We start from the raw sequence: 19309 nt of genomic DNA, 5'->3' as shown, positions 1-19309 counted from the left end.
GGACACGACCTCGGCTTTAGCGACTTCCCATGCTTTCGTGTCCATTGCGAGCATCGCCCGATGCCCGCGGTTTCCGACCAACCTAGTGTCGAGACCGTGTCCGATTGTCAGACCTGACCCCGGCTTTACTGTCGAGCTCGTGTCCGAATGTCAGACCTGACCCCGGCTTTTTACAGATGCAAAAAAGGCCGGCACGTTGATCGTGGCCGGCCTTTTTTTTACGACTGCGTTAGCGCATTACGCCATCGGGTCGATGGTGAATGCCGGCATGCGGGCGTTGGTGCGGGCGCTTTCCAGGAACTTGTCGGATGTGGCCAGTGCTTCGGCGATCGTGACGTCCATGTCCAGGTAGCGGTAGGTGCCGAGGCGGCCGACGAAAGTGACGTTCGGCTCGTTCTGCGCCTTGTTCACGTACAGCTCGAGCATGGCCTTTTCGCGGTTCTGGCGGATCGGGTAGTACGGGATATCCTTTTCTTCGCACTGGCGGCTGTACTCGGCATAGCAGATCGTCTTTTCGTGCTTTTCCCACGGCGAGAAGTGCTTGTGCTCGGTGATGCGGGTGTATTTCTTGTCGTTGTCGCAGTAATTGATGACCGCGTTACCCTGGAAGTCGCCGTCCGCGCGGAAGACTTCGAAGTCCAGCGTGCGGTAAGGCAGGCGGCCTTCGGTGTGCTTGAACCAGGCGTCGATCGGGCCGCTGTAGAACACGTGCTCGTATTCGCCCTTGGTTGCCGGATCGAACGTGGTGTTCAGGTGCACCGTCACGCCCGGCGTGTCGATGATGTTCTGCACCAGTTGCGTGTAGCCCTCGGCCGGCATGCCCTGGTATTTGTGGTTGAAGTAGTTGTCGTCGTAATTGAAGCGCACCGGCAGGCGCTTGAGGATGCTGGCCGGCAGTTCGCTCGGCTCCAGGCCCCACTGCTTGATCGTGTACGTCTTGAAGAATGCTTCGTACAGGTCGCGCCCCACGAAGCGCAGTGCCTGCTCTTCGAAGGTAGTCGGGTTTTCGATGGTCTTGTCGCCCAGGTTTGCCAGGAACTCCTGCGCTTCGGCCGGGCCCATCGTCTTGTTGAAGAACTGGTTGATGGTCAACAGGTTGATCGGCAAGGTGAAGACTTTGCCGTCGGTAATGGCCTTGACGCGATTGACGTACGGCTTGAACTCGGCGAAGCGGTTGACGAATTCCCACGCGCGCTCATTGTCGGTGTGGAAGATGTGCGGGCCGTACACGTGGACCATGACACCGGTCTCGGCATCGCGCTCGGAATAGCAATTGCCGGCCACGTGCGGGCGCGACTCGAAGACGTCGACCGTGTAGCCAGCCTGTGCCAGTTGGTTGGCGATCACTGCCCCGGAGAATCCTGCACCAACAATGGCGATGTTTTTTTTCATTCTTGTGTCCTGGTGATATTGGCAATGCAGGAAGGAGGCTTGCGCCCGACCCTGTCAAGGCCGTGGCACGTGTCGCCGCATCGCGAGTGTATTTAGTGGCAAAAGAATATCACCCAAACCCCCTTTTGCCCCGCACAATTGGACAACGCGGTTTGTATGAAAAGGGGGTTGCATCCGCGCGGCTGAATGCAGCCCGGATACGGTCTGAATGAGGTCGGACCAGGGTCCGATGGTCTGCGAAATACCGGACTATTTGCGGATCGCGCCCACCACGCGCGTGGCGAATTCAGCGGCGTTACCCGCGTGCCAGCGCCAGACGATCACCAAGTCGTGCTCGGGCGAGACGACGATATCATTGCTGCCCGCGCCCAGCGCGGCAAACGTCGTGGCCGGCATGCCTGGCAGGTTCTTGCCCTTGGTATTGAGCCACCACAGGTAGCCATAATCCGGGCCGTTCGCACTTGGCGTCAGCGCCGCCGTCACATAGGCGGGCGGCAGGATCTGCTTGCCCGCCCAGTTGCCCTGGCGCAGCCACAGGTAGCCGAAGCGCGCCATGTCCCAGCTGTCGATCCACATGCCGCCACCCCAGCGCGTACCGCCGCTGACCGAAGCAACCTGCTTGCCGTTCAGTTCGACGTAGCTGTTATGGTACGGGACCCATTTCCAGCTCGACGAAGCGCCGATCGGATCCATCACCTGCTGCTGGAACACGTCCGGCACCGACTGGCCGAACACGCGCAGCAGCGACAGCGCCAGGCGGTTCACGCGCGTGTCGTTGTATTCGTAAAAAGTGCCCGGCGTCTTGATCGTGCGCGACTTCTTCTCGCCCTTGCCGAAGGCGGCCTTGCCGATGAAGTTGCTGTGCTTGCCCCAGAGCTCGCCTTCCCACTCGGACTCTTGCTGCAGATGCTGTTTCCACGTCACGGCCGCGTTGTGCGGCGTTGTGTAGCCGCCGTCGGTGACGCGCTGCGCCACCGGCTCATCGACCTGCAGGCGCCCGTCGCGCACGGCCACGCCTGCCACGGTGGCCAGCATGCTCTTGGCCACCGAGTAGGTCGGATCCACAAAGCGTGTGTCGCCGAACTCGGCCACCACATAACCCTTGTAGATGACTACGCCATTGGTCGCGGCACGCCGGGTCGGCATCGAGCCCAGGCGCGTACCGAAAATGGCTTCCTGGTCGGACAGGTCGAGCGGCCGCTCGGTCTCGCGCGATTGTGCAAACGCGATGGCGGCGGCAAGCGCCACCGGATCCATCCCGAGCGCGGCCGGGTCCTTGCGCGCCCACTCCCCGGCGGGCGGGAAGTAAGCAGCACCGACTGGTGCGGCCGAGGCGCTGGTCAACGCCAGACCCAATGCGCTAACGAGGACTACCTGGATGAGGCTACGGCGCGCGTGATGGGTCATGTGGGAGTATCGGTCCAGGTGGAATATGGCGCCCTGATCAGGCTGGAATTGTAATAACGCTTGTCGCCAGTGACTTCCTGGCCGATCCAGTCGGGCTTGTCGAACACGGCGTCCTCTGACGGCAGTTCGATCTCGGCCACGACCAGGCCCGCGTTCTCGCCCAGGAATTCATCGACTTCCCAGGTGAATCCGGCGTGCTCGATGCGGCGCCGGGTCTTTTCGACCAGCGGCCGCTCGCACAGGCGCTCGAGCAGTTCGGCGGCCTCCGCCAGCGGGATCGGATACTCCCACTCGCCGCGCGAAGCACCTTCGCTCTTGCTCTTGATGGTCAACACGCCCTGCCCGCCCTCGATACGCACGCGCACCGTGCGCGTCGGGTCGGCGCACAGATAGCCCTGGCGCAGCAGCGTGGCCGTGCCCAGCGTGCGCCAGCCATCGCCCGCCAGCAGGAACTTGCGTTCGATCTCGATGCCCATCGGTTCAGCCCAGCCCTTGCAGGATCGGCTGCAGCATGGCCGCGCCCAGACCTGCGCTGCGTGCGCCGTTCCAGCCGGTGTGCGCGTCGGGCAGGTTGGCGTTGTCCTTGAACGGCATTTCCAGCGTCAGGGACAGGCATTTGTAGTGGTGCCCGACATACTTCGACGCCAGCGTGAGCAGTTCGTCGTTGTACTTGCTGGCGGCGTAGCCGAACTCTTTCTGGAAGTCCGGGCTGCAGGCGATGTAGCGGTCGATGAAGGCGGTCTGCTCCATTGCGCGCTCGGCCGTGAAGTCGGCCAGCATCTCGCAGCCGGCCACGAAGTTGTAAGGCAGCGCTTCGTCGCCATGGATGTCGAAGAACATGTCGATGCCGACTTCTTCGATCTTCTGCTTCACGCACAGTACTTCGGGACTGCGCTCGGGCGACGGGTTCATCCATTCGCGGTTCAGGTTGGCGCCGGCGGCATTCGTGCGCAGGTTGCCGCGCACCGAGCCGTCCGGGTTCATGTTCGGCACGATGTAGAACACGGCGCGCTGCAGCAGCGTGCGCGCGACCGGGTTGGCGCTGTCCAGCAGCGCGTCCATCATGCCTTCGACGAACCACTCGGCCATCGATTCACCCGGGTGCTGGCGCGCGATGACCCAGATCTTTTTCTCGGCCTGCGGGTTGCCGATCACGACCAGATTCATGTCGCGGCCTTCGACCGTGCTGCCGATGTCGAGCACGCGCGCGATCGGGTTCTCGGCCACTTCACCCAGCAGGCGCAGGTGGCGTTCCCAGCTGTATGGTTCGAAGTAGGCGTAATACACGCTGTCCGTTTCCGGCGTGTGCTCGATCGTCATCACCTGGCCATCGAACGTGGTCGGGACGCGGAACCAGTTGTCGAGGTCATAACTGGCCACCGCCTGGTAATCCTCGAAGCCCTTCGGATACGTGGCCTGGCCGGCGTTCAAAAAACGCATCGTGACGGCCTGGTCGCGCGCGCCCTGCAGGCGAAAATGGAACCACTGGTGGATGTCGGCGTGCGAGTCGGCGCGCAGGTTCAGGTCGATGCGGGATGGGTGCTCGGCGTTGACGACATCGATCGATCCGGCGTCGAACATCGTGCTGATCTTGATGGACATGGTGATCCTTTCATGGCCCGCCGTGGAAGGCGGCGCGGGGTGACGAAGCGCCGGGCACCAGCCCGGCGAGAGGCGAGGACGAACCGTGTTTACTGCGCGTCGAGGTCGATCAGGTCCTTGGTGTACATCGCCATGATCTGGCGCATCAGCTCGACATTGCCGCGATCGAGCACGACCGTCAGGTCGGGCTTGGTCTCGAGGGCAAACGTCATGCGGATCATGCCTGGCAACTCTTTGCAATTGACGTACTGAACGCGTGGCGTGGCAGGGTTTTCCCAGTCGGCCTCGCCGATCACGGGACCGGCCGGTGGCGCCTTGAGCTGCGGGTCCTGATTGACCGGCAGGTGCTTGAGGAGCCAGAACACGACATTGGCCGGGATGTGGACGGCGACATCGCTCGCACCGATGGTGGAGAACTTGGTCAGCAACAGGTTACCAACCCGGTCGCAGGACATGGACAGGCTCTTGACTTGACGAATGACCGCTGGTTTCACGACGTTGATCCTTGGGGGAAAGGTTGAAAAAGGCGCTGCGATTCTACCGCATCCCCCCGCCCTTTTGGGCAGTTTGCACCACCGGACAGCAAAACGGGGAGCATGACGCTCCCCGTGAATGGCCATGCCGGTGCGCCGCCGGCGGCAGGCCGGTTATTCCTTGGCGCCACCGCTGCGGCTGCCACTTGAGGCGCTCTGACGGTTGCCGCTCTTGACCGTGCTGCGCGCCATGTCAGCGGCGCTCGCAGACTGGCGATTTCCGTGGCTCAGGCTACCTGCGAGACGGGCTTCTTCGGACGTGAATTCATGCGCCGTTCCCTTCGCATGGGCAGCCTTGCCGCCTTGGCTGGCGATTTCGCGCTGGCGTGCAGGGTCCATCGATGCGAAGCCGCGGTTGCGGGTACCGCCAGCGCTTTGACTGTTGCCGGGCGCACCCGATTGCTTGTTGCCCTGGTTGGTTGAGGCCATGATGAGGTTTCTCCCATATACACGATTGGAAACCGCCGCGTCCTGCGGCAGGCTTGAGGCCTGCCGACGCCCGAGTGGCGGCGACGATGAGCCCAAATCCATAGTAGGCACGGGTTTCGGTTGCTGCTATAGGAGTAGTCCAGATGACTTTGTAGGACAACACGCGAGAATTTGTGCCATCAGAAAACTAAAGTTCCATCACTCAATACCCAGCTCAGGAGCAGTCCTACAGACACCCCCTACGTCATCCTATTCTGTGCGCCGCCGGGTGCGCGCATGATGGGTGCATGCGGCAGGCACCGACCTGCCAGTTCACCAATGCACAGGAGACCGACATGGATGCGAACCAGCGTAGCGAAGTGAATAACCAGACCAACAATGGTGCCAACGAAAAGTGGAACCCGGACGCCAAGGGCACGACGCGCGACGGCGCCAGCGAACAACGCGCGCCGTCCGGTACCGGCATGGCGCAGACCGATCGTCCGGGCGCAGCGCACGGCCAGCTCGCCACCACCGGCGCGCAGCAAGGCACGACCGACAGCCATCAGCGCGCCATGGAAGCGCATTCCGGCGAGTGGGGTCAATTGAATGAGCCCGTGGGCAATCGCCAGGGCGAGACACGCACTGCCGACAACCCGAATGCCCCGGCGTCGGTCCAGCCGGCGCATGCCGGCGGCACCACGATTGGCACCGGCGTTGATACCGGTATCGTGCCGGGCACCGAAGAGCGCGACGCACGCGGCACGGAAGCCGGCGTGCCGGGCGTCCAGCATGGCGACATCTATGGCAACCGCCAGAGTGTGGACAACGCCAACGGCGAAAATCGCGCCGATACCCAGGATGCCAGTTCCAGCAAGATCCAGGAAAGCACCGACCGCAATGGAACGCAGACAGGCGAGACCCCGCGCGAAGTGCCGGCCGACCGCTTCCACCAATCCAACGATCTGGCCGGCGGACTGCCACGCAGCGGCGGCAACAGCGGCCCGCGCACCGAGGGCGACGGTTACCAGACTGGCGGCAGCATGAACGCCGAACCGAACCCGGTGCATGAATCGAACGATGCGGCAGGCGGCTATCCGCGCAGTCCGGGCGGCGCCAACAAGCTGGCCGGCGACAGCAAGATGGACGACGACACGGGCTTTTCCCGCAAGTGATGGCATAGGTTTTTCGCGGTAACACATTCCGGGGCGCCATTGGCGCCCCGGTTCGCATGCTACGGCGCTTGATCCAGCGCCAAGCTGCCCACCCCCGCTGGAACCAGTGCACGCCCATGCAGTCGAACCGCTCGCCATCGCCACCCATGCGCGCTGGCGCGCAACCAGCGGAGACTTGCCATGCCAGCGCTGCACGACCCACCCTGCCCTGCCGCCGCGCCGCCTCTCGGCGCACATCTGCCGGAACGCGGCCTGGCGCGACGACGCCTGGCCATTAGCCCAGCATGCTTCGTCGTGCTTGCCAGCCACCTGCATGCCGGTCGCCTTGCGCCAGGCGCTGGCATCGACACCGCAATCCTGGGCGTTGCCAGGCTGGGCCAGCGGCATGGTGTCGATGCGATGCTGCTGGTTGCTCTGGGCACCACTGCTGATGCAGATGCCGACGCAGAACTGGCGCGACTGCGTGAACTGGTCCGCGCGCTGGCCATGACAGCGCATGTGCGTTTTCTGGTTGCCGCGTCGCTGAACAGCTTGCGCGACTGTCAAGCGGCAGCCGATGTACTGGTCAGTACGCCGTGGCGTATGGCAGATGCCAGCAGCCTCACAGGCGCCGGGCGCGATGTGGCGTACGGGCAGGCTGCCGCCGTCATCCGCTCGCCGCGCGATGCCGAAGCGCTGGCCGCCGATCTGGCCAGGCTGCAGCGCCGGCGCGCCCCGGTGCAGGTGACGGGCGCCGCCAGTCGCGCGGCCATGACCGCATCGCGAAAGGCGCCCGCATGAAAGCCATTTTCCTGGACAACGACGGCACGCTGGTCGACGACATGCCCTTCGCTGCCGAGCCCCGCCGCATTCGCCTGGTCAGCGGCGCCGGGCCCGCGCTGCGGCTGCTCTCTGGCCTGGACTACCGCTTCTTCGTCGTCGCCAACCAGTCAGGCATTGCGCACGGCTGCTTCGGTGAAGACGCGATGACGCCGATGTCCGACCGCCTGCGCGACCTGCTGTTTCGCGAGCAGCTCACGCTCGACGGCTTTTACTATTGCCCGCACCATCCGCTGGGCACCGTCAGCAACTATGCCCATGCCTGCACCTGCCGCAAGCCGTCACCGGGCATGTTGCTGCGCGCCGCGCACGAGCATGACATCGACCTGCGCGCATCGTGGATGATCGGCGACATCCTGCACGACGTCGAAGCCGGCAACCGCGCCGGCTGCCGCACGCTGCTGATCGACAATGGCAATGAAACCGAGTGGCGCCTGGGGCCACGCCGGCTGCCCACCCGCATCGCGCCCGACCTTTACCACGCGGCCATGCTGATCGCCGGGCACGGCGACCCGCGCTAACGGGCCGGCATGCGCGCGAGCGTCCCTTGCTGCAATTCGCCCCGCGCCTGCCGGATGATGTCGCGCGCCGCATGCAGGCCGAGCAGCGCCATGATCGATGCCACCACGATATCGGGCCAGCCGGCCCCGGTGCCAAAGACACCCAGCGCGGCGAGCATGACAGCCACGTTGCCGATCATGTCGTTGCGTGTGCACAGCCACACCGAACGCATGTTCGCGTCGCCGTTCCTGAATGCATACAGCAACGCCGCCACCGCGCCATTGGCCGCAAATGCCAGCACGCTGACCACGCCCATGGTCTGGGCCTGTGGCACGTGGCCACCCGTGCCGAGCCACACGGCTCGCCCCAGCACCAGCAGGCCGAAGGCGCCCATCACGAGGCCCTTGGCGTAGGCTGCGCGCGAGCGCCACACGACCGCCAGGCCCAGCACGAACAGCGAGACGCCGTAATTGGCCGCGTCGCCCAGAAAATCGACCGAGTCGGCCAGCAGCGCCACTGAGCCGGCGGCCAGGCTGCTGACGATCTCGACGCCAAACATGGCGAAATTGATGACAAGGGCCGCCCACAGCACTTTGCGGTAGCGCCCGTCGGGCGGCGGTGTGGCAGAACTGCACGGTCCGGAACAGCATGACGACATGGGCACCTCCAATGACAATGGATGCATTAGAATCCCTGTAGTTACTACAAGGTCAAGGTGAATGTCGATGCGAATTGGAGAACTGGCGAAGCTGACTGGCTGCCAGGCCGAAACGGTGCGATTCTATGAACTGAAGGGCCTGTTGCCGCCGCCCGTGCGTTCGCAGGCGAACTACCGGGTCTACGATGCGAGCCACGCCGAACGATTGCACTTCATCCGGCGTTGCCGGGCGCTGGGGATGTCGCTGGCGGAAATCGCCACGCTGCTGGGCTACCAGGACCAGCCGGAGCGCTCATGCAGCGGCGTCAATGCGCTGGTCGACCACCAGCTGTCCGAGATCGATCGGCAGATCGCCGAACTGCAGCAATTGCGCACTGCGCTGTCGAGCGTGCGCGCGCGCTGCGACTCGGTGCAGACGGCGGGCCAGTGCGCGATCCTGCGTGAGCTGACCGAACCTGCCTGAGGCTACGCCGGCGGTCCGTTGCCGGCCACGGGCAATTACATGCGGGGATCCTCGATCAGAACCTGATCGTCCATGCGCACGAGTTCGCCCATCAGCACACGGTGGATCACGGCGCCATGCACGCCATGCTGCTTGAGAAATTCGACGGCGCTGAGTGTGCCCTGGCTGGCCTGGATCTGCATACCCTGGCGCACGACGTGGGTGGCGTCCGCGTACGGATTCGACTGCATGTACGGCAGGCCGACGTAGCGGCGATCAATCTGTGATGCTTGCATCTGATTTCTTTCGTGGGGCGCGAACACAAAAAATCCGTCGACATTGCCGCCGACGGAATAACGCGAAATCCGTCAGGGATTGCGCGAGAGAGAGACACAGCACCGATCTTAGCGGCCCCACATTTCAGCTTGATGACATCGCACGACTGCGCCGACATACGGTCCGATCCTGCACATGGCGCACGTGGATGGCTCTACAATTGCCCATCATTGATTCAACCAGGACGGGACATGGCGGCATCCGGCGCGGTATCCAGCTTTAACTACGGCTCCGACAATTCGGGCCTGGTGTGGGGTTTCCTGATCGATCCCGAAGCTGCCGGCGTGCCCACGGCGGTACCCATCGGCGTGGCCGACGCCGTGCGCTGGATGGCGGCGCCGCAGCCCAACCAGTTCATCTGGCTGCACTTCAACCTGTCGAACACGGCCAGCGAACGCTGGCTGCGCCAGCATTCCGGCCTGGCCGACGAGTTCTACGCCACGCTGCACCAGGGCTCGCGCTCGACCCGCATCGAAATCGCCGATGACGCCCTGATCGCCGTCATCAACGATGTGCTACACGGCTTTTCGCTCGACAGCGCCGAGATCTCGACCCTGTGGGCCCACGTCACGCCGCACGCGGTCATCAGCGCGCGCCGCAAGCCGCTGGCGTCGATCGAGCGCCTGCGCCAAGATGTGCTGCAGGGCGCGCCGCTGCGCTCGTCGAGCGAGCTGCTGGTGCACTTGCTGCGCGACCAGGCCGACGTGCTGGTCAACATCGTGCGCGATGCGGTGGCGCGCGTCGACACCATCGAAGACCGCCTGCTGGCCGGACGCCTGACGCGCCAGCGTGAAGAACTGGGCGCCCTGCGCCGCGTGCTGGTGCGGCTGCAACGCCTGCTGGCGCCGGAGCCGGCTGCGCTGTTCCGGCTGTTGCAGCGTCCGCCGGTCTGGGTGCATGCCGACGACCGCCAGGACCTGCGCCAGGCCACGGAGGAATTCACCGTGGTGCTGAGCGACCTGGCCGCGCTGCAGGAACGTATCAAGCTGCTGCAGGAAGAAATCGCCGCGCGCGTCAACGAGGACAATGCGCGCAGCCTGTACCTGCTCACGATCGTGACGGTCATGGCATTGCCGATCAACCTGATTGCGGGCTTGCTCGGCATGAACGTGGGCGGGGTGCCGCTGGCGGACAACGGCCACGGGTTCTGGATCGTCTGCGGCCTGATTGCGACCTTCACCACGGTGGCGGGCTGGTTGCTGCTGCGCCTGCAACGCAACACATGATTGGGCGCAGTCAACGTTAAATAGAGGCGAGCTTTGAACTGATGCGCAGCCCGGTGGTCGAACGCCTGTCCCCAAAGCCAGGAGTCGACCATGAAAGCGCCACGTTTCAAGAGCTGGTTCGCCAGACTGCCGTCGCTGAATCAGCCGCAACGCCGGCAAGTGCTCGATGCCCTGCACCCTGCGGCCGGCCTTGACCAGGTAGTGGCGCTGATCGCGCAAGCCAGAGCGCCTGGCCGTTGCTGCCCCAGTTGTGGCAACGGGCGCTGCCACCGACATGGATTCGCCAACGATCTGCAGCGCTTTCGCTGCTGCGCTTGCGGGCGCACATTCAACGACCTGAGCGGCACACCGCTGGCACGGCTCAGGCTCAAGGCCAAGTGGATCGCGTATTCCCAGGTGCTGCTTGACTTACTGTCCGTGCGCATGGGCGCAGATCGGGTTGGCGTGCACCGCAATACCGCCTTCCGGTGGCGCCACCGCTTCCTCGATTGGGTCAAGTTCGACCGGCCAGCATCCCTGAATGGCATCGTCGAGGCTGACGAAACGTTCCTGCTCGAATCACAAAAAGGATCGCGCACGCTCGATCGTCCGCCACGCCGGCGCGGTGGACACGCCGCCAATCGCGGCATCTCAACGCAGTTCGATTGCATCCTGGTGGCGCGCGACCGCAACGGCCGTACGGTCGATGCCGTCACCGGCCGCGGCGCACTCACCGCTGCCCAACTCGAGCGCCATTTGCTGCCCAGGCTCGATCCGCAGGCGTTGCTGGTCAGCGACAGCCATGCCGCCTATCGCGCCTTTGCTCGCAAGCACCGGATCGCGCACGAGGCTGTCAACCTGCGCGCCGGCGTGAGAGTCAGGCACGCCGGCAGCCGCGCCATCCACGTACAGAACGTGAATGCGTATCACCAGCGCTTCAAGGACTGGCTATCGGGCTTTCGTGGCGTTGCGTCACGCTATCTGCCCAATTATCTGGGTTGGCGCTGGGCACTGGACGGCGAGCGTATTAGTTCCGCAGAACAATTGCTAAGCATTGCGATCAGTGTCATCAACAGGTAACGTTGAAAGCGCCCATGATTGCCGCACGCCATTGGCATTGCGCATTGCGCAGCCAGCCCGTATCTTGAACGTTCGACCATCCCACCATCGAACCCCTTGAATTCACCTTTCAGTTTTATGGCCGGCGGCGGCGAGATGGGCGCCCTCATGCGCGCGCACGACTGGCAAGCCACCCCGCTGGGGCTGCCGGACACCTGGCCCATGGCGCTCAAGACCATGGTCCGGGTCGTATTGTCGAGCAATCACCCGATGTTCATCTGGTGGGGCGACGAACTGATCCAGTTCTACAATGACCGCTACCGCCAGACCCTCGGTCCGGAACGCCATCCGTCCGCGCTCGGCCAGCCAGGCCGGGACTGCTGGGCGGAAGCCTGGGACCTGATCGGGCCCGAGATCGAGTGCATCATGGCGGGCGGCCCCGCCGCCTGGCACGATGACCGGCTGATCCCGCTCACGCGCCACGGCCGGCGCGAAGACATCTGGTGGACCTACGGCTACAGCCCGATCGAGGATGACGGCGGCGTGCGCGGCGTGCTTGCCATCGTCAACGACGTCACGCACAGCCATTTGCTGCGCCAGCGCCTCGAGCAGACCCACCACGCGCTGTTCGACACCATGGACGAAGGCTTCGGCATGATCGAGATGATCGACGATGCCGACGGCAAGGCGATCGATTACCTGTTCGTCGAAGCCAACCCCGCCTTTGCCCGCCACACGGGCCTGGTCGACAGCGTCGGCAGAACCGCGCGCGCGCTGGTGCCCGGCATCGAGCAGAGCTGGATCGACACCTATGACGACATCGCCCGCAGCGGCGTGGCGCGCCGCTTCGAAGAGGGTTCGGAGGCGATGGGCCGCTGGTTCACCGTGTACGCCAGCCGCATCGCGCACCCGACCAGGCGCCGCGTGGCGCTGCTGTTTACCGATATCAGCAGCCAGAAGAACGCCGAGCGTGCGCTGCAGGCAAGCGAAGCAGCCGCGCGCGCCGCCCTCGCCCAGGCCGAGGCCGACCGGCGGCGGCTCGACGCGCTGCTCAGTTCGGCGCCTGTGGGGATCGTCTACGCCGACGCCCAGGGCGCGCTCTCGTCGGCCAACCCGATGATGCACGTGCTGTGGGGCGCGCATCCGATGACCACCAGCACCGAAGGCTACGCTGACTGGCGCGGCTGGTGGGCCGACGGTTCGCAGCGCCACGGCGAGCGGGTCCGGGCAGCCGACTGGTCGCTGGTGCGCGCGCTGCGTGGCGAGCAGGTCGACGCCGACTTCGTGGAGATCGAACCGTTCGGCCGGCCGCACGAGCGGCACACGCTGCTCACCCGGGCCGCACCGATCCGCGATGACGCCGGCAACATCACCGGCGCCGTGGCCGCGTCGATGGACCTGACGGCGCAGGTGCAGGTCCAGCGGGCGTTGCGCGAGAGCGAAGGCAAGTTCCGCACGATGACCGAGGCGATGCCGCAGATGGTGTGGTCAGGCCTGCCCGATGGCACCAACGATTACGCGAACCGGCGCTGGTGCGAATTCACGGGAATGTCGGGTCAGGCGCTGGCCGGCAGCGGCTGGACCCGGACCATCCACGCCGACGACTTGCCGGCGCTGCGGACGCAGTGGACGGCCAGCCTGGCCAGCGGCGTCCTGTTCGAGATCGAGCACCGGCTGCGCCACCACAGCGGCGAGTATCGCTGGGTGCTCAACCGCGCCCTGCCGGTGCACGACGAGACCGGCGCCATCATCCGCTGGATGGGCACGGTCACCGACATGCACGACCAGCGGCTGGCCGCCGAAGAACTCAAGGCGGCCAATGTCCGCAAGGACGAATTCCTGGCGATGCTGGCGCATGAACTGCGCAATCCGCTGGCGCCGATCAGCACCGCTGCCCAGATGCTCAAGCTCCCGGGCGTCGATCCGAAGCGTACTGCGCATGCGGCCGAGGTCATCGGCCGCCAGGTGCGCCACATGGTCGAGCTGGTGGACGATCTGCTCGACGTCTCGCGCGTCACGCGCGGCCTGGTCGAACTCGAGCGCCTGCCGGTCGACCTCAGGACCGTGATCCAGAGCGCCATCGAACAGGCGCGCCCGCTGATCGAGAAAAAGGGCCACACGCTCGCAACCCGCCTGGGCGCGGCCCATGTCACCGTCACGGGCGACCGCAAGCGGCTTGTGCAGGTCATGACCAACCTGCTGGGCAACGCGGCCAAGTACACGCCGGACGGCGGCGAGATCACGGTGTTTGCCGACGCCGCCGCCGATGCGGCCAGCGTGACCCTGTCGGTCAGGGACAACGGGATCGGCATCGACGCCGGCCTGCTGCCCGACATCTTCGAGCTGTTCACGCAAGCCAGGCGCCCGCCGGACCGGACGCAGGGCGGGCTTGGCCTCGGCCTGGCCCTGGTGCGCAGCATGGTGACGCTGCACGGCGGCAAGGTCGAGGCCTACAGCGACGGCCCTGGCCGGGGTAGCTGCTTTGCCGTCACGCTGCCGCTGGACGCCGATGCGGCCGATCCTGCCGCCACACCCCCGCAAGACAGCGCGCTGGCCGCGCACACGGCGCTGCGCATCCTGATCGTCGACGACAACCGCGACGCCGCCGAATCGCTGGGCATTGTGCTGGCGGCCATGGGCCACACGGTGCAGGTTGAGGCGTCGCCACATGGCGCCCTGCTGCAGGCCGAAACCCAGGCGTTCGATGTTTGCCTGCTCGATATCGGCCTGCCAGGCATGGACGGCTACCAGCTCGCACGCCGGCTGCGGGTCACGCCACGCGTGGCTGGCGCGGTCATGCTGGCGCTCAGCGGCTACGGGCAGCCACAGGACGTGGCTGCGTCGCAGGCCGCCGGCTTTGCGCAGCATCTGGTCAAGCCGGTGGACATTCCTTATCTGCTGGCGCTGCTGGATGTACTGGCGCCGGGCCCGGGGCGTATGCCCGCCTGACCACAATCGTACGGCACGCGCCCGTGGCACGGCGTAAGATGGCCGCTCGTCAATACGATACCAGCCATCGAAGGGATACCCTCCTGTGAGTTTCGCCAGCGACCAGCAAACTGCCTCCCAACCACTGTCGGCCAATGCGCAGCGGATGCTGGGCCTGCGCGAGGCCGTCTTCGCGACCTGGGAAGCACGCGTGCGCGAACGCGTGACCCAGGCACGTCACGTGCAGCATCCGATCCTGATCGATACGCTGCCCGTGTTCTACGACAATATCGTCCAGAGCATCAGTCCCGACTACCCCCGCGCGTCCGCGGTCGACGGCACCACCGTGGCAGCCGAGCATGGCGGCGAACGTGCCCGCATCACCTCGTATGACCACAGTGCACTGATCGAGGAATACCAGATCTTCCGCTGGGCCATCTTCGAGGTGCTGCACCGCGAACAGGTCGCCCTCGATCATCGCGAAGTCCACGCCATTCACGCATCGATCGATTCCGGCATCCAGGAATCCGTCGAGGCGTTCTCGCTGGTACACAGCGGTTTTCGCGAACGCTTCGCCGCCGCACTCACGCACGACATGCGCGGTCCGCTGGGCGCCACGGTCACGGCGCTGGAACTCATCCTGCGCAGCAATGACCCTGACCAGATCAGGACGGTGGCTGGCAAGGCGCTGGCCAATGCCCGGCGCATGAGCGGCATGGTCGACGAACTGCTCGATACGATGGCGTTTCACAGTGGCGAGAACATTCCCTTGCACATCACGGGCATTGCGATGGGCGAGCTGGTGGCCGAGGTGCTGGCCGACGCGCGCACCGCGCATGGGCCGCGTTTCGAGCTCGATGCACAGCCCGTCAATGGCTGGTGGGATCGCCCTGCGCTCACGCGGGCGATCGAGAATCTGGTGTCCAATGCGGTGAAATACGGGGCGCTGGGGACACCGATCAGCGTCAAGGTGGAGCAGCTTCACGAACGCCTCGTCTTGTCAGTGCACAACGATGGCCCGCCGATTCCACCACACGAGCAGGAATGCATCTTCCAGATGTACCGCCGCGCCGAACTGGCGCAGCACGGCGACCCGCAAGGCTGGGGCATCGGCCTGCCCTACGTGCGCGCGGTGGCTGAAAGCCATGGCGGCAGCATCGGCCTGGACAGCAGCCACGAGCGCGGAACGACCTTCTTCATCCACATTCCGATCGATGGGCGCGCGCATGCCGGCAAGCCCACGCTGGTCGACGGCGCGCCGACAGGGAGCCCGGAATGACGCACGACGTCTCGCTACGCACGCTCTCGCAACACGAGGCACTGGCCTGCAGCGAACAACTGGCCGATGTCCTGATCGATTGCGTCGAAGGCGGCGCGTCGGTCAGCTTCATGCTGCCGCTCGCGCGCACGACGGCGCTGCAGTTCTGGCACGACGTTGCCGCCGGCGTGGGGCGTGCAGAACGAACGCTGATCGTGGCCGAAGACAGCGCCGGTATTCTCGGCACCGTCCAGTTGATCACCGCAATGCCGGAGAACCAGCACCATCGGGCCGACGTCGCCATGCTGCTGGTGCGGCGCCGGGCGCGCGGTGCAGGCGTCGGCCGGCGCCTGATGGAAGCGGTCGAGCAGGCAGCGCGTGCCCAGGAGCGTAGCGTGCTCGTGCTCGACACGGCGGACGCGGTCGCCGGGCGCCTGTACGAACGGTCGGGATGGCAGCGTGCCGGCGTGATACCGGATTTCGCCCATCTTCCCGATGGCGCATTGTGCGCAACGACGTTCTTCTACAAACACTGCCGTGTGGGCGACGCGTAGCGCGCTGAACCGTAACAGCGACGTACGATACAATACAGCCAATTAAAACGAATTCAATGAATTCTCATTGATGGCGTAACAAACCGGCAGGGAGTCGTTCTGGTGGCAACGAAGAAAAGCGCAGTGGTGGCCGACGAGGTGTGCACCACGCAGGTGGCAGCGCACATGCTTGGCGTGTCGGTCTCGCTGGTGCAGCAGTTGGCAGAAACCGGTGTGCTGGAAGCCTGGAAGACCCAGGGCGGGCACCGCCGCATTCCGCTCAAGTCCATCCTCGACTACAAGCACAAGCTCGCCGGGAGCGTATCGCGGGAAGTCGGTGGGCGCGCGACCATTCTCGTGATCGAGGACAACGCCATCCAGCGCGCCCTGTACCAGCGCCAGTTCGGGGGCTGGGATCTGCCGGCGGAGTTCATCTTCTGTGAAAACGGCTACCAGGCGCTGCTGGAGATCGCCCGCCGTCCGCCCGACATCCTGCTGGCGGACATCGTCATGGATGGCATCGATGGCTTCGAGGTGGTCCGCACCGTCATGACCGACCCGCAACTGGCAGACGTCAGCATTGCCATCCTGTCCGGGCTGCCCGCCGATGAACTGGCAGCGCGTGGCGGCGTCCCGGCGGGCGTCGTGTTCTTCGCAAAACCGATCAACTACGATGAGCTGCGCGGTTACCTGCGCGCCAATCTCGCGCAACGCGCCCGCATACCGGGCGCAATGTAGCCAATACGCATCGTCAATCATCAAAATCACCAAATACAATTTATTAAATTAAATTAACTGATTTAAAGGTTTTAAACTATACTCGTGGTCTACCGGGCGAGCCGGTATGGGCACGGGCATTTGCCGTTCCCGTGCCACGCGCTGGACACCTCGCAGGGTGCCGACCAATTCCGACGGGGGGCATGGGTGATCGCGGATACATCGATGAACGGCGTGCCTTGGTGGCATCGCCTGCAGCAACTGGGCACGCGCCGTACCAGCGCCCTGATCTGCGCCGCCCTGGTGCTGCTGCTCACGCTCGGACTGGCGAGCTCGGCGTGGGTGCTGCGCGATCGCGAGATCGACGACTGGGCCAGCGACCTCGATAATCTGACACTGGTGCTGGCCGAAAGCACCGCGCAATCGATGGCCTCGTCCAGCCTCGCGCTCGACAGCATCATCGCGGCGCTGCCGAAAGAGAACGACGACCCGGCCATGGGTGGTGAAGCTCTCTATCGCACCATGACCGACAAGATCAGCGGCCTGCCCCAGGCGGCCGTGGCCAGCATCATCGGCGCCGATGGGGCGATGCTCAATTCGACCCGTGCCTGGCCAGCCCCGGTCCTCAACCTGTCCGAGCGCGATTACTTTGTTTACCACCGTGCACAGCGCGGCACCGCCCTTCACGTCAGCCGGCCGGTGCGCAACAAGGTCAACGGCGCCTGGACCTTTTACCTGAGCCGGCGTCGCGAAACGCCCGATGGCCGCTTCGCGGGCGTGGCGGTGGTGGGCATTTCGTGCGCCTCGTTCATCGACTTTTTTCATTCCGTCAGTCCTGGCCAGGAGGCGGCAATCTCGCTGTTGTCGAGCGACCGGATCGTGCTGGCGTCGTGGCCGCAGCGTGACGCCATGATCGGCCATTTGCAGGACACCGCCGCGACCGCCGCTGAACCGCGCATGGTGGCGCAGCGGCCGGTTCGCAACTATCCGTTGATCATCGAAGCATCCGTGCCCGAAGCATTGTTGATGAGCCATTGGTGGCGCAACCTGCGCCCGCTGGGCGCCATCGCGATGACCGGCATGCTGGGCGTGGCCCTGGCCTTTGCCACGGTACTGCGCATCGTGCGCCAGCGCGAGCGCGATGCCGTCGAGGCGCTGGCACTCAAAGCCCAGGCCGAGGCCGCCAACCAGGCCAAGTCGCGCTTCCTGGCAATGATGAGTCACGAGATCCGCACGCCAATGAACGGGATCGTCGGCATGTCCGAATTGCTGCTCGGCGCCGGCCTGGCGGCGCCCCTCGACCGGTATGCGCGCACTGTCCACCAGAGCGTGCTTGAGCTGCTGCGCACCATCAACGACATCCTCGACTTTTCAAAGGTCGAGTCAGGCAACTTCGAGATGGTGCCACAGGCATTCGACCCGCTGCGCCATGCGACGCAGCGCGTCGATTCGTACCGCATGAGTGCGGAACGCAAGCGCCTGGCGATCGTGCTGCGACCGGGCGTGCTGCCACCGGCGGTCATGGCCGACGCCGACCGCATCGGCCAGGTGCTGGGCAATTTGCTCAGCAATGCGATCAAGTTCACGCCGGCCGGCGGCGGCCCGATCGAACTGACCGTGCTGGCCCGGCGCGATCCGCAAGCGCCCGGCGGCTGGATGCTGCTGTACCAGGTCGCCGATCACGGCATCGGCATCGACCCAGCTGCGCAGGCGCGCCTGTTCCAGCCATTCAGCCAGGCTGACAACACGATCAGCCGCGTGTATGGCGGCACCGGCCTGGGACTGGCCATCTGCCGGCGCCTGGCGGACCTGATGGGTGGCAGTATCGACCTGGTCCCGCGCACCGGCCCCGGCGCCTGTTTCCGCCTGCTCGTGCCGTGCAGCCTGGCGACGACGCCGGTGCCCGACGCGGTCACCGCGTCTGGCCTGCGCACCACCGTGGGCTCGCCACGCGTGCTCGTGGTCGAGGACACCGAGATCAACCGGGAACTGCTGCGGATCCTGCTCGAAAAGCTTGGCTGCCGGGTCGACGAGGCGGTCAACGGCGAGGTCGCGCTGGCGGCGCTGGCGGCCCGCACCTATGACCTGGTGCTGATGGACTGCATGATGCCGGTGCTCGATGGCTACGAAGCGTGCCGCCAGTTGCGCCAGCGCGAAGGCGCCACCGGCGCGCCGCGCATGGCGGTGGTGGCGTTGACCGCCAGCGCCATCGACGGCGACCGCGAACGCTGCCTGGCGGCCGGCATGGATGATTATCTGAGCAAGCCGTTTACGGCGCAGCAGCTTGGCGACCTGGTGCGCCGCTGGACGCAGCCAGGCCGCTGACGTACGTTCCT

General features: G+C 65.2%; 19 protein-coding genes. 11 read left to right on the top strand and 8 right to left on the bottom strand.

Annotated elements, in window-relative coordinates; all coding sequences use genetic code 11:
* Positions 1 to 237: 237 nt before the first annotated feature.
* The 6 genes from glf to AC56LN_RS04785 form a co-directional block, all read right to left on the bottom strand.
* A complete protein-coding gene (gene glf / locus AC56LN_RS04810) occupies positions 238 to 1392 on the bottom strand; it encodes a UDP-galactopyranose mutase (RefSeq protein WP_482899612.1) in 1155 nt (384 codons plus the stop codon).
* A 249-nt stretch (positions 1393 to 1641) separates the two neighbouring features.
* Complete coding sequence (locus tag AC56LN_RS04805) at positions 1642 to 2799, bottom strand: serine hydrolase domain-containing protein (protein ID WP_499570200.1); 1158 nt, start codon at positions 2797 to 2799, stop codon at positions 1642 to 1644.
* Positions 2796 to 3275 (bottom strand): CYTH domain-containing protein, encoded by a 480-nt coding sequence (locus AC56LN_RS04800; protein ID WP_499570199.1) that lies wholly within the window; start codon positions 3273 to 3275, stop codon positions 2796 to 2798. Before AC56LN_RS04800 ends, AC56LN_RS04805 begins: the two co-directional genes overlap by 4 nt.
* Positions 3276 to 3279: 4 nt before the next feature.
* Positions 3280 to 4401, bottom strand: a complete 1122-nt coding sequence (locus AC56LN_RS04795; protein WP_499570198.1) for a M14 family metallopeptidase — start codon at positions 4399 to 4401, stop codon at positions 3280 to 3282.
* Positions 4402 to 4490: 89 nt separating this feature from the next.
* On the bottom strand, positions 4491 to 4895 hold the full coding sequence (locus AC56LN_RS04790; protein ID WP_499570197.1) for a hypothetical protein: 405 nt from the start codon (positions 4893 to 4895) through the stop codon (positions 4491 to 4493).
* A gap of 153 nt (positions 4896 to 5048) precedes the next feature.
* A complete protein-coding gene (locus AC56LN_RS04785; RefSeq protein ID WP_499570196.1) occupies positions 5049 to 5363 on the bottom strand; it encodes a KGG domain-containing protein in 315 nt (104 codons plus the stop codon).
* A 287-nt stretch (positions 5364 to 5650) separates the two neighbouring features.
* Between AC56LN_RS04785 and AC56LN_RS04780 the strand changes: the two genes are divergently transcribed.
* The 3 genes from AC56LN_RS04780 to AC56LN_RS04770 all read left to right on the top strand — a co-directional run bounded on the left by AC56LN_RS04780 (position 5651) and on the right by AC56LN_RS04770 (position 7857).
* Positions 5651 to 6517 (top strand): hypothetical protein, encoded by an 867-nt coding sequence (locus AC56LN_RS04780; protein ID WP_499570195.1) that lies wholly within the window; start codon positions 5651 to 5653, stop codon positions 6515 to 6517.
* 180 nt (positions 6518 to 6697) lie between these two features.
* Positions 6698 to 7297, top strand: a complete 600-nt coding sequence (locus tag AC56LN_RS04775; protein ID WP_499570194.1) for a hypothetical protein — start codon at positions 6698 to 6700, stop codon at positions 7295 to 7297.
* Complete coding sequence (locus tag AC56LN_RS04770; RefSeq protein WP_499570193.1) at positions 7294 to 7857, top strand: D-glycero-alpha-D-manno-heptose-1,7-bisphosphate 7-phosphatase; 564 nt, start codon at positions 7294 to 7296, stop codon at positions 7855 to 7857. The genes AC56LN_RS04775 and AC56LN_RS04770 overlap by 4 nt, the downstream gene beginning before the upstream one ends.
* Here AC56LN_RS04770 and AC56LN_RS04765 read toward each other — a convergent pair.
* The gene (locus tag AC56LN_RS04765; RefSeq protein WP_499570192.1) at positions 7854 to 8495 is read right to left on the bottom strand and encodes a cation efflux transmembrane domain-containing protein; all 642 of its coding nucleotides are present in this window, start codon (positions 8493 to 8495) and stop codon (positions 7854 to 7856) included. The two genes, AC56LN_RS04770 and AC56LN_RS04765, sit on opposite strands and share 4 nt — an antisense overlap.
* A 61-nt stretch (positions 8496 to 8556) precedes the next feature.
* Between AC56LN_RS04765 and cadR the strand changes: the two genes are divergently transcribed.
* Positions 8557 to 8958 carry a Cd(II)/Pb(II)-responsive transcriptional regulator gene (gene cadR, locus AC56LN_RS04760; RefSeq protein ID WP_482899622.1) on the top strand — a complete coding sequence of 134 codons (402 nt, stop codon included), beginning with the start codon at positions 8557 to 8559 and terminating at the stop codon, positions 8956 to 8958.
* 35 nt (positions 8959 to 8993) lie between these two features.
* Here cadR and AC56LN_RS04755 read toward each other — a convergent pair whose 3' ends face one another.
* On the bottom strand, positions 8994 to 9233 hold the full coding sequence (locus AC56LN_RS04755) for a hypothetical protein (protein ID WP_499570191.1): 240 nt from the start codon (positions 9231 to 9233) through the stop codon (positions 8994 to 8996).
* A 231-nt stretch (positions 9234 to 9464) separates the two neighbouring features.
* On the opposite strand from AC56LN_RS04755, the gene AC56LN_RS04750 reads away from it, so the two are divergent.
* The 7 genes from AC56LN_RS04750 (at position 9465) to AC56LN_RS04720 (ending at position 19298) form a co-directional block, all read left to right on the top strand.
* Positions 9465 to 10499, top strand: a complete 1035-nt coding sequence (locus tag AC56LN_RS04750) for a transporter (protein WP_499570190.1) — start codon at positions 9465 to 9467, stop codon at positions 10497 to 10499.
* A gap of 90 nt (positions 10500 to 10589) precedes the next feature.
* Entirely contained in the window at positions 10590 to 11558 is a 969-nt protein-coding gene (locus tag AC56LN_RS04745; protein ID WP_499570189.1) for an IS1595 family transposase, read from the top strand.
* Positions 11559 to 11654: 96 nt separating this feature from the next.
* On the top strand, positions 11655 to 14486 hold the full coding sequence (locus AC56LN_RS04740; RefSeq protein ID WP_499570188.1) for a hybrid sensor histidine kinase/response regulator: 2832 nt from the start codon (positions 11655 to 11657) through the stop codon (positions 14484 to 14486).
* Between the two features lie 85 nt (positions 14487 to 14571).
* The gene (locus AC56LN_RS04735; protein ID WP_499570187.1) at positions 14572 to 15744 is read left to right on the top strand and encodes a sensor histidine kinase; all 1173 of its coding nucleotides are present in this window, start codon (positions 14572 to 14574) and stop codon (positions 15742 to 15744) included.
* Complete coding sequence (locus AC56LN_RS04730) at positions 15741 to 16277, top strand: GNAT family N-acetyltransferase (RefSeq protein WP_499570185.1); 537 nt, start codon at positions 15741 to 15743, stop codon at positions 16275 to 16277. Before AC56LN_RS04735 ends, AC56LN_RS04730 begins: the two co-directional genes overlap by 4 nt.
* 165 nt (positions 16278 to 16442) lie before the next feature.
* A complete protein-coding gene (locus AC56LN_RS04725; RefSeq protein ID WP_499570781.1) occupies positions 16443 to 16994 on the top strand; it encodes a response regulator in 552 nt (183 codons plus the stop codon).
* 204 nt (positions 16995 to 17198) lie between these two features.
* On the top strand, positions 17199 to 19298 hold the full coding sequence (locus AC56LN_RS04720) for a hybrid sensor histidine kinase/response regulator (RefSeq protein ID WP_499570184.1): 2100 nt from the start codon (positions 17199 to 17201) through the stop codon (positions 19296 to 19298).
* The last annotated feature ends 11 nt before the right edge of the window (positions 19299 to 19309 follow it).

It is taken from the genome of Telluria sp. ZT3P26 (genome assembly GCF_059686035.1).
The sequence above is the reverse complement of the archived record's forward strand: the minus strand, read 5'-3'. Positions and strand labels throughout refer to the sequence as shown.